11 protein-coding genes are annotated in these 11,361 nt (G+C 37.6%); 9 read left to right on the top strand and 2 right to left on the bottom strand.

From position 1 onward, the window contains the following. Positions 1-3: 3 nt before the first annotated feature. Positions 4-819, bottom strand: coding sequence for a 3-methyl-2-oxobutanoate hydroxymethyltransferase (panB, locus tag PMI13_RS12375; protein ID WP_007844165.1), 816 nt, complete (start codon positions 817-819; stop codon positions 4-6). 62 nt (positions 820-881) lie between these two features. Continuing rightward, positions 882-1,595 (bottom strand): Crp/Fnr family transcriptional regulator, encoded by a 714-nt coding sequence (locus tag PMI13_RS12380; protein ID WP_007844167.1) that lies wholly within the window; start codon positions 1,593-1,595, stop codon positions 882-884. 89 nt (positions 1,596-1,684) lie between these two features. Here PMI13_RS12380 and PMI13_RS12385 point away from each other — a divergent pair, with 89 nt between their 5' ends. The 9 genes from PMI13_RS12385 to PMI13_RS12425 all read left to right on the top strand — a co-directional run bounded on the left by PMI13_RS12385 (position 1,685) and on the right by PMI13_RS12425 (position 11,302). Next, on the top strand, positions 1,685-4,063 hold the full coding sequence (locus PMI13_RS12385; RefSeq protein ID WP_185096106.1) for a heavy metal translocating P-type ATPase: 2,379 nt from the start codon (positions 1,685-1,687) through the stop codon (positions 4,061-4,063). A 109-nt stretch (positions 4,064-4,172) separates the two neighbouring features. Further along, on the top strand, positions 4,173-4,397 hold the full coding sequence (gene ccoS, locus PMI13_RS12390) for a cbb3-type cytochrome oxidase assembly protein CcoS (protein WP_007844171.1): 225 nt from the start codon (positions 4,173-4,175) through the stop codon (positions 4,395-4,397). 5 nt (positions 4,398-4,402) lie between these two features. Then, a complete protein-coding gene (ccoN, locus tag PMI13_RS12395) occupies positions 4,403-6,664 on the top strand; it encodes a cytochrome-c oxidase, cbb3-type subunit I (RefSeq protein ID WP_007844172.1) in 2,262 nt (753 codons plus the stop codon). 18 nt (positions 6,665-6,682) lie between these two features. After that, a complete protein-coding gene (locus PMI13_RS12400; RefSeq protein ID WP_007844173.1) occupies positions 6,683-6,883 on the top strand; it encodes a cbb3-type cytochrome oxidase subunit 3 in 201 nt (66 codons plus the stop codon). 10 nt (positions 6,884-6,893) lie between these two features. Next, the gene (locus PMI13_RS12405; protein ID WP_007844174.1) at positions 6,894-7,775 is read left to right on the top strand and encodes a cbb3-type cytochrome c oxidase N-terminal domain-containing protein; all 882 of its coding nucleotides are present in this window, start codon (positions 6,894-6,896) and stop codon (positions 7,773-7,775) included. A gap of 100 nt (positions 7,776-7,875) precedes the next feature. After that, a complete protein-coding gene (gene ccoG / locus PMI13_RS12410) occupies positions 7,876-9,330 on the top strand; it encodes a cytochrome c oxidase accessory protein CcoG (RefSeq protein WP_007844175.1) in 1,455 nt (484 codons plus the stop codon). 9 nt (positions 9,331-9,339) lie between these two features. After that, a complete protein-coding gene (locus PMI13_RS12415) occupies positions 9,340-9,792 on the top strand; it encodes a FixH family protein (RefSeq protein WP_007844176.1) in 453 nt (150 codons plus the stop codon). Continuing rightward, a complete protein-coding gene (locus tag PMI13_RS12420) occupies positions 9,783-10,550 on the top strand; it encodes a sulfite exporter TauE/SafE family protein (RefSeq protein WP_007844177.1) in 768 nt (255 codons plus the stop codon). Before PMI13_RS12415 ends, PMI13_RS12420 begins: the two co-directional genes overlap by 10 nt. A gap of 14 nt (positions 10,551-10,564) precedes the next feature. Continuing rightward, a complete protein-coding gene (locus tag PMI13_RS12425) occupies positions 10,565-11,302 on the top strand; it encodes a hypothetical protein (protein WP_007844178.1) in 738 nt (245 codons plus the stop codon). Positions 11,303-11,361 lie beyond the last annotated feature (59 nt).

The following is an 11,361-nucleotide window of genomic DNA, read 5'->3' on the forward strand; positions in this document are numbered from 1 at the left end:
CAATTAGTAGCTTTCTTTTTCGTTTGGAAAATCTACGTTTTTCACATCTTTTACATATTGGGCAACCGCACCTGTAATTTCCGTATAAAGATCAAGATATCTTCGTAAGAATTTCGGACTGAAACCCTGGTTCATTCCCACCATATCGTGGTATACCAAAACCTGCCCGTCACAATGAGCCCCGGCTCCAATTCCGATGGTTGGAATTGAAATACTTTCCGTTACCTTTTTAGCCAGCTCGGCAGGAATTTTTTCAAGAACTATGGAAAAGCATCCCAATTCTTCCAGAAGCTGTGCATCGCTGATCAGTTTTTCAGCTTCTGCTTCTTCTTTTGCCCTTACTTTATATGTTCCGAATTTATAGATCGACTGTGGGGTCAACCCTAAATGCCCCATTACCGGAATTCCGGCATTAATGATTTTCTTTATCGATTTTGAGATCTCTTTTCCACCTTCGATTTTCACTGCATGTGCACCTCCCTCTTTCATCATTCTTACTGCAGATTCCAAAGCTTTCTCCGGATTACTCTGATACGTTCCGAATGGTAAGTCTGCTACCACCAAAGCTCTGTCGGTACCCCGTACCACACTCTGGGCGTGATAGATCATCTGATCTAAAGTGATGGGAAGAGTCGTTTCAAAACCGGCCATCACATTCGCAGCAGAATCTCCGATCAATACTGCATCAATTCCACCGGCATCTACCATTTTGGCAGTTGTGAAGTCGTATGCCGTAAGCATTGTTATTTTTTCCTTGTCGAATTTCATTTTACGCAAGGTTTCAGTTGTAACTTTTTTAATTTCAGAATGAACAGACATAATGTATCTATTTTTTAAAAGTTAAAAAGTCGGCTTCCGCCGACTTAAGTTTTTTGTATGATTTATAAAACTACGTGTCCCAGTTTCATGAGTTTATCGTGATTCAGGATTTTGATATTTCTCCCGTCCACCTCGATGAGACTGTCCTGTTTGAATTCGGAGATTAAACGGATGGCACTTTCAGTAGCTGTCCCGATAATATTGGCAATCTCTTCTCTTGTCAAAGAGATCTTAATAAACCCTTCCGGATCAACGCCTAATTTCTGTTCTAAAAGCAACAGAATTTCTGCTAATCTTTCTCTTACGGTTTTTTGAGCCAGGAAGGTGATCGTATTTGAAGATTCACCTAACTCGTATGAAATTTTCTGAAGCATTACAAATGACAGCTGGGAATCTACTTCCAGAAGATACATAAATACATCTGCAGGAAGAAAAACACAGTCAATATCTGTCATGGCTTCTGCTTTAGCCTGGAAATTTTCCCCGCAAAGAAGGGACCGGTATCCAATGATATCCCCTTCTTTGATAAACCTTAAGATCTGATCTTTTCCGAAAGCTCCGGATTTTGAAAGCTTGGCCGCCCCTTTTTCCAGAACGTACACACCTTTCGGGGTTTCTCCATCCTCAAAGATGGTATCGTGTTTCTGAAAACTCAGTTTCTTTTTGGCATTAATGTATTTCTCAAAATCTGTGCTAGAAAGTCTTTCTTTAAATGATTTATCATTAAAAACTCTGGCAAATCTTTCCTCGATAGCGATCTGTTGTTCCTGCGGCATTTTTTATGACATTTATCACAAAAATAGAACATTTTAACTCGATAAACAAAAAAAAATGTTATAATTTTGTACGTCAATAATTTATGAAGGTGAGCGAGAACTGTTTTCATTGTGGTCAAGGGATAGAAAAGGAGAGAATTCTTTTTGATGAAAAAATTTTCTGTTGCAACGGTTGTAAATCGGTCTACGAAATTCTGAATACCAATAATTTAAGTAATTTTTACGAATTAAATAAAAGGGCGGGAATTCGTCCGAATGACGAAAACTCTTCACAGTTCGATTATCTGGATACTCCTGAAATTTTTGAAAAGGTAACTGATTTCTCTGAGGGAAACACAAGCCTGATCACTTTCAAAATCCCTGTAATACACTGTTCTTCCTGCATATGGCTATTGGAAAGCCTTCATACTTTAAACGAACACATTAAGTATTCCCAGGTCAACTTTACCAGAAAAACCCTACAGGTCTCATTCAATCATAATGATTTAAAATTAAGCGAATTAGCTAATTTTTTAACCAATCTTGGGTATAAGCCCGTTATCAGCCTTGAAACCGCAGATAAAAATGTAGATCATCTTGACAAATCACTGCTTGTAAAATTTGCAATTGCCGCTTTTGCTTTTGGTAACGGAATGTTCCTTGCCTTCCCCGAATATGTGGGTGGAGAAGACTATTGGATGGACCATTACAAAGGGCTTTTCAGAACACTGATGTTTTTATTGGCTTGTCCAGTCGTATTTTACTCAGCTTCTGACTATTACAAATCTGCATGGTACGGACTGAAAAACAAGATTGTTAATATTGACGTTCCGATTGTTCTGGGAATTCTGGTTCTTTTCGGAAGAAGCGTTTATGAAGTGGTAACAGATTATGGCCCGGGCTATTTTGACACTTTATGCGGATTATTATTTTTCATGCTTTTAGGTAAGATTTTCCAGAAAAGAACATACAATGCTCTTTCCTACGACAGGGATTACAAATCATTTTACCCGATCGCCGTTACGAAAGTAGACTTTGAAGGCAAGCAGGAAAACATTTTACTTTCGGAAATCAAAGTCGGGGATAGGATTTTAGTAAGAAATCAGGAAATCATCCCGGTTGATGCCATTCTGATCAATGGAGAAGGGAATATTGACAACAGTTTTATTACCGGAGAAAGTGTAAGCATCAGCAAACAGCCTGGAGATAAAATTTTTGCGGGCGGTAAGCAGATCGGTTCTTCTTTAGAGCTTGAAGTGATTAAAAATGTTGATCAAAGCTATTTGACCCAGCTTTGGAATAAGGAAGCATTTAAGAAACATGAGACCGGATTGGATACTCTGACCAATAATATCAGTAAGTATTTTACATTCATCATTTTAGGCATCGCTTTAATTTCTGGAACCTATTGGGCAACTGTAGATTTAGAGAAAATGTTCCAGGTGATTTCCGCAATTCTTATCATTGCCTGTCCGTGTGCGCTTGCGTTATCTGCACCGTTTACTTTCGGACACATTATGAGAATCTTAGGCCGGAATAAGTTCTATGTAAAAGATACACTGACAATTGAAAAAATCGCAAAACTTAACACCATTGTTTTTGATAAAACAGGAACAATTACCCACAGAAAAAAATCAAACATCAAATATGAAGGATCTGAAATTCCTGAATTTGATTTACTTAACATCAAGACTTTATTAAAAAATTCCAATCACCCGCTTTCAAAATCACTGTATGAGTTTTTAGAAATTCAGGATGCTTATTTTCCGGTTGAAAACTTCCGGGAAATTTCAGGGAGGGGTTATGAAGCAGGTGTAAGGGGAAATATTTACAAAATAGGTTCCGCAAGATATAACAATCAGGAATCTAAAAACCTCGAAACAGCGGTTTACATCAGCAAAAACAACGAATTTATTGGCAAATTCATCTTTAAAAATGAATACCGTCAAAATCTGAAAGACCTGTTCAGAAAACTTACGAATTATAAAATCTTCATTCTGAGCGGAGATAATTCTTCCGAAGAAAATCAGCTGAAGGATTTGATCCCGAATTATCAGGCCATGGCATTCAACCAAAGCCCTGAAGATAAGCTGAATTATATTAAAACGCTTCAGGAACAAAACCTTAAAGTAGCAATGCTTGGAGATGGCTTGAATGATGCGGGAGCATTAAAGCAAAGCAATGTGGGGATTGCCATTTCTGATGACTCCAACAGCTTTACTCCTTCTTCAGATGTCATTATGAATGGTGAAAAAGTGGGTGCCCTTGACCATTATCTCAACGTTTGTAAAGGCTCGATAACCATTGTAAAAATGACATTCATAATCAGTTTCCTGTACAATATCGTTGGTTTAAGTTATGCAGTTACAGGACATATGCATCCTCTTTTTGCAGCAATCCTCATGCCAATAAGTTCTATAACAGTGGTTACATTTACCACACTTTCGACCTGGATCCTGGGTAGGAAATACTTCAAAAAACAGGTCTGAAAGCCCTTATTTAGACTGATTTTAAATTAGCTGAAATCCGCATTTCGTGATGAATGTCATTATTTTTCACTAAATTTGAACCCCGAAAATAGGTTAATTTTGTTGTCAAATGGATATTCTATATTTAATGATCCTATGCAGTGTTTCTTTAGCTGCAATTTTCTTGGTCGTTTTTATAGTCAACGCCAGGAAAGGACAGTTTGAGGATGATGAATCCCCTGCTGTAAGAATTCTCTTTGACTCCGGTGAAATAAAGGAAAAAGAAGATACTGGCAACAAATCAGACGAGAAAGAAAAAGGAGAAAATAATAAAATTGAAGAAAAAAGTGAATAGTTGATATGGAAACACAAAAGTTTAGTTATGACAACAGTATTGTTCGGGCATTCCTTTATGCGACCATAGTTTTTGGGCTTATTGGGTTCACGTTCGGGCTTACGGCGGCATTAATGCTTTTCTACCCTGAACTCCCTGAATTTTTATTCGGAACTGATGATACGACCATTAAAAGTTTGGCCTCAGGTAATATACAGGGTCTAATAAACACTCATGGTGCATTTGGATTTGGTAGAATCAGAATGTTGCACACCAACACTGTAATCTTTGCGTTCGTATGTAATATCGTTTATACCGGTGTTTATTACTCATTACAGAGATTATTAAAAGCAAGAATGTACAGTGATACATTATCGTGGTTACATTTCTGGACCTGGCAATTTATGATTGTTGCTACGTTCGTTACTTTCTTTATGGGGATCAATACCTCTAAAGAATATGCAGAACACGAATGGCCAATCGATATCCTGATCACATTCTCATGGGTTATTTTCGGTATCAATATGTTCTTAACGATTGCAAAAAGAAGGGTAAGACACCTTTATGTAGCCATCTGGTTCTATATTGGTACATGGATCGCAGTAGCCATGCTTCATATCTTTAATAATTTAGAAGTTCCGTTATCATTCACTGGCTGGAAATCTTATTCAGCATATGCAGGGGTAAAAGATGCAATCGTACAATGGTGGTATGGTCACAATGCAGTGGCATTCGTATTGACAACTCCGGTTTTAGGTTTGATGTACTACTTCTTACCAAAAGCTGCAGACAGACCAGTTTTTTCTTATAAACTGTCTATTATTCACTTCTGGTCATTAATTTTCGTATATATCTGGGCCGGTCCTCACCACCTTCAGTATACTGCACTTCCTGCATGGGCACAGGCTGTGGGAACAGGTTTTTCAATCATGCTTATTGCACCGTCTTGGGGAGGTATGTTAAATGGACTCCTTACTTTAAGGGGAGCCTGGGATAAAGTAAGGGAAAATCCTATCCTTAAATTCTTCGTGGTAGCGGTTACCTGCTATGGTATGGCTACGTTTGAAGGGCCTCTTTTAGCAACTAAAAACATCAACAAAATCGGTCACTTTACAGACTGGGTAATTGGTCACGTACACTTAGGCGCACTTGGGTGGAATGGTTTCATGGCATTCGGAGTAATCTATTACCTTATCCCGATTATGTGGAGAACAAAACTTTGGTCTGTAAAATTAGCTAACTGGCATTTCTGGTTAGGTACTTTAGGAATTATTTTCTATGCAGTACCAATGTATATTTCAGGATTTACTCAAGGTTTAATGTGGAAACAGTTCAACCCGGACGGAACATTATTGTGGAAAAACTGGTTGGATACCGTAACGGCAATTATTCCTTATTTTAAAATGAGATTCTTAGGAGGAGCTTTCTATATTTCAGGAGCTATCTTAATGATCATCAACGTTGTTGCTACCGTAAGAAAAGGATCATTCCAGAAAGAAGTTCCTGCAGAAGCACCGGCTTTAGCCAACATCAGCAAAAACAGAAAAGAGGGCGAAGGTACCCACCTTTGGTTGGAAAGAACACCGGTATTATTAGGGATCCTATCATTCTTAACGATATCTATCGGTAGTTCAGTAGAAATTATTCCTACTCTGTCTCTTAAGAAAAGTGTACCAACAATTTCAGCCGTGAAGCCTTATTCACCACTTGAATTGGAAGGTAGAGATATTTATATCCGTGAAGGTTGTAACGCTTGTCACTCTCAGATGGTAAGACCGTTCAGAGATGAGATCGTAAGATTTAACGGTAAAAACGGACAGTATTCAAAAGCCGGGGAATTCGTTTATGACAGACCATTCTTATGGGGATCAAAAAGAACAGGACCGGATTTACATAGAGAAGGAGGTAAAAACCCAAGTTCTTGGCATTACAAGCACATGTATAACCCAAGATCAACTTCTGCGGGTTCCATCATGCCTCGTTATCCCTGGTTGATCGCTACCAACTTAGACAGATCCAAAATGGTTGCTAAAATGGAATTAATGAAAAATACTTTCGATGTTCCATATACAAAACCACAGATCGATTCAGCTAATAAGTGGGCAGATAACCAGGCAGCGAAAATTGTAAAAGATATTTTCTCTGAAGCGGCAGATTTAAAAGACGCTTATGCCAAGAGACCTAAAGGAGAATTAGAGAAAAAAGAAATAGTAGCTCTAATCTCTTATCTTCAGAGATTAGGTACTGATATCAAAACAACGGAAATAAAAACAGCAAGTAATAACTAAAAACATTAAAAGGTTCACATGATTCCTCAGAACTTTAAAGATATATTATCAAATACAGAAAACGCTGGTTTTTACCAGACGCTGGCTCTGATTTTCTTTATGCTGTTCTTCGTAGCCTTAGTAATATATGTATTTAGCAGGCCTAAAAAGTATTACAAAGAAGAAGAAGAGGCACCTCTGGGAGATGATGATGAAGACGATTTTAATTTAAAAAATTAAACTATTTATTATGAAACAAAGAACACCGGTTGTTGTAAACATTTTAATAATAATTGGACTTTTAATAGTTTTTTATTATTTATTTGTACAAAGCTACTCGTTTTTAGCTTCACCATATTTCTGGGGTACTGTTGTGATAAGTGCTATTTTAGCTTACATTCACAGTGCTATCGGAGATCTGATTGAAAATAATAAATTCAAAAGCCTTACTGCAGAAGAAAAGGCAGCTTATTTAGCAGAAAAGAAGATTCCTTTCTTAAGAAGAATGTATGATGCTGCTTTCAAAAAGCAATCCGAAACAGAAGAAAAAGATATCCTTATCGACCATGGTTTCGATGGGATTATGGAGTTGGATAACCAGCTACCAAAATGGTGGGTAGGTTTGTTCTATTTTGGAACCGCTTTTTGTATTGTTTATGTTGCAGCTTACTCTTTCACAGATTTCGCTCACCCGTTAAGCGAATATGAAAAGGAATATAAAGAACAGATTGCAAGCATCGAAGAATACCAAAAGACCCAGCCGCCTGTAACAATTGAAACAGCAAAATATTCGGCTGATAATATTGCAGAAGGGAAAGAGTTATTTAAAACAAACTGTGCATCTTGTCACAAAGAAGACGGTAGCGGCGGTATCGGACCCAACTTAACAGATAACTTCTGGATCAACCAGCCTGAGAAAACTTTATTCAAAAACGTTTTCCATATGGACTGGAATGGTTCTCCTACCAACCCTTCGATGAGGCCATTCGGTAAAAACGGGGAGGTTTCAGGTGCTGAGATTGAAAAGATTGCAGCTTATGTATATCACATCAATCAGGAGCAACCTCCGGTAACACCGGCTCAGGGTGGAGCAGCTCCTCAGGGAACAGAAGCTCATTGGGAAAAAGAATAATTAATCTTAAAAAGAATTAAAAACATATGAAAAACATAATTTGTTATTAGAATAAAAATAGTAACGAATTATGTTTTTCTTTTTTTAAATACATTACAAAATGTCAGAAATAGAAGAAATAGAAGCACGCGGTGGACAGGGACAAGTTCTGGACCCTGAGACTTACAGAGATTCTATCGGGACAATGGAGCAATCCGGAAAAAGAAAATGGGTATTTCCAAGAAAACCAAAAGGGAAGTATACCAATTATAGAAACATTGTAAGTTATATTTTACTGGTTATTTATTTTACCGTTCCTTTCCTGAAAATCAACGGCAACCCATTCTTTTTATTCAACGTCATCGATAGGGAGTTTTTTATCTTCGGACAGCCTTTCTATCCACAAGACTTTTTCATCCTTACTTTAGGGGCTATCGCATCTTTAATATTCATTATCATTTTTACGATTGCATTCGGAAGAATTTTCTGCGGGTGGATATGCCCTCAGACAATTTTTATGGAATCTATCTTCCGTAAAATTGAATATCTTATTGAAGGCGACCGAAATAAGCAGATGAAACTGGACAGACAGGAGTGGAACAGCGAAAAGATCTGGAAAAGAAGCTTAAAATGGACGGTTTACATTATCATTTCACTGATCATCACCCACTTTATGCTCATGTATATTGTCGGTTATAAGGAAATATTCAGAATCATATCAGAAGGGCCTTTTGCCCACCCTACCAATTTTATCATCATGGTTCTCTTTACCTCAGCATTTTACTTTGTATTTGCATGGTTCAGGGAACAGGTTTGTACACTGGTATGCCCATACGGAAGATTGCAGGGAGTTCTGATTGACAAAGACACCATCAATGTCTTCTATGATTTTAAAAGAGGAGAAAACAGATCTAAATGGAGAAAAGGAGAAGACAGAAAAGCAGCAGGGAAAGGAGACTGTATCGACTGTCACCAATGTGTGGTGGTCTGCCCTACCGGAATTGATATCAGAGACGGACAGCAGCTGGAATGTATCAACTGTACGGCCTGTATTGATGCCTGTGATGAAGTCATGGAAAAAGTAGGGTTACCGAAAGGACTGATCAGATATGCTTCCGAAAATGAAATTGAAAAAGAAACCCGGTTTAAATTTACCGGAAGAATGAAAGGCTTTGCCGTTGTTCTTGGTTTATTGGTGGTGTTCTTAGGATTCTTATTGTACAACCGTGGTGAGATGGAAGCTAAATTCATTAAACCGGCAGGAAGTACATTCTTTGTAAGAGACGGTAAAATTACCAATACTTACAATTATACCTTCCTGAATAAAACAAACGACAAGAAAGTCGTAACCATCAAAGTAATTGAGCCTGTACATGGTGAAGTTATTTACAGTGCATCAAGCAAAATACCTGTAGAAAGAGATAAAATTTCAAAAGGGACAATCAATATCAGCTTCCCGGAAAACGAAATGAAATTGTCTAAACAGAATATTACCATTGGGGTCTATGATATGAAAGGTAAGCTCATAGATTCTTACCAGACTTATTTTGAAGGACCATTCAAATTACAATTTTAATTATCAGCAATGAAAAACTTTAGTTGGGGACACGGTGTAGTAATCGCATTATTTGCATTCATAGCTTTTATTTTATCCATGCTGTTTCTCTTTCCGAACGGGCAGAAAAACTCTGAAATGGTAACCGATAATTATTATGAAGAAGAATTGCAGTACCAGGATGTCATTGATGCTAAAAAAAGAGCAGACAACCTTCAGGAAAAGCCGGTTTACAGCCAGAATGTAAACGGGATATTAGTCAGTTTTCCTAAAGATTATAATAATTCAAACACAACGGTAAAATTTGTTTTAAACAGAACCGACGACCAGAACCTGGATATAAAAAAATCTGAACAGCTGGATGCCCATCAGTCTATTCTAATTCCTGCAAAGGTATTAAAGCAGGGCAATTATACTTTACGACTGATGTGGACGAAAGACAAAACAGACTATAGAATGGATTATGATGTGATATGGAAATAGCACTTATTTTATCGGCTATCGGCTTAGGCTTTGCTTCCGGCTTTCACTGTATCGGAATGTGTGGCCCTATTGCTTTGTCGATGGGGTTAACGAAGAAGCAGGCTACCAATTTCTATCTTCAGAATCTTACCTACCAGTTTGGCAGAGTCTCCACTTATTCTTTTTTAGGAGGTATCCTGGGAATTATTGGTCAGGGTTTCGAAATGGCGGGCATTCAGCAATATCTTACGATTGCCGTTGGAATCCTTTTAATTATAATGGCTGTATTTTCTTTTGGTGGAAAAGATTTTGCTTCAAAAATCCCGTTTTTCTCTAAATTTTTGTTTTCAGTGAAATCAAATTTAGGAAAGCTGCTTCAAAAGGCCGATTACCGTTCTAGATTTACCACAGGCATTCTCAATGGTTTTCTACCCTGCGGAATGGTTTATATGGCGCTTACAGCAAGCCTGGCAAGCGGAGGAATATGGCAGGGAGCTTTATATATGGCTTTATTCGGTTTGGGAACCCTTCCATTCATGTTTGCGGTAGTTCTTGTCGGAAACCTGATGAATCAGACCTTCAGGGTAAAAGTTTTAAAAGTGATCCCTGTGATCATGATTATTTTAGGAGGTCTGTTTATTGTACGGGGACTGGAATTAGGGATTCCTTACATTTCTCCGAGAGCTGAAGCAATGACCATTTCTAAAGATAACAATGGTGACTGCCATTTGCCCGGAGATCACAGCACTCATGAGCACAGCTCCGTAAACTGTCATTAACTCAAATTAATACCATGAAAAATACATTCTTTTTACTGCTGATCAGTTTTTTTGTATTGCAGTCCTGCACAATAAATTCTGAAATTGTTTATCATAAAGACGCCGCCTCATCTACCATTATGGATATTGATGTAAGGGAATTTATGTCGGAAATGAAATCAATGGCACCGGATTCTGTCAGGAATAAGGAATTTGATGATATGAATAAAATACCCACCACATGGACGAGTATTTATGAGATAGATAAAAAAGAAGGTACCCTGAAAACCAGTAATCCGGATTCCATCAGAATAATGAAGAAAATTTTCATGAAGTCTAACAAGGAAAATAATGATTATGCCGGGTTTTCCCTAAAGCTGGATCATTTTACCCAATCTGAATACAGCTCATTAAACAACCTTTCAAAAGATGAGCCGCTTCCGGTAGATCAGAATGTATTTAATGACTGGGATGGTAAAACTTTAACCATCAATACAGAGAATTTCAACCTTAAAAATATTGAGGAAGCACTCCGTTCAAAAGGATCACAAGAAGAAACCCAAAGTACGGAAGGAATGCTGATGATGCTTTTTAAACAGGTGGGAACAACATTGAGATTTGAAAATAAGATAAAGTCGATTACAGGAAAGCATGACTGGCTCAAGCAGATTGACGATCATTCCGTGCGGATAGATTATGATCTCAAAACAATGTATGATAAAGAGGCTAAACTGAAAAATTCAGATAAAAAAATAAAGATCGTAACAGAATAAAGCAAGAGGCTGTCTCAAAAGGGGCAGTCTTTTTTCTGTCTCAAAATTTGTAGTTTACG

Source organism: Chryseobacterium populi, from assembly GCF_000282115.1.
Lineage (GTDB): Bacteria > Bacteroidota > Bacteroidia > Flavobacteriales > Weeksellaceae > Chryseobacterium > Chryseobacterium populi.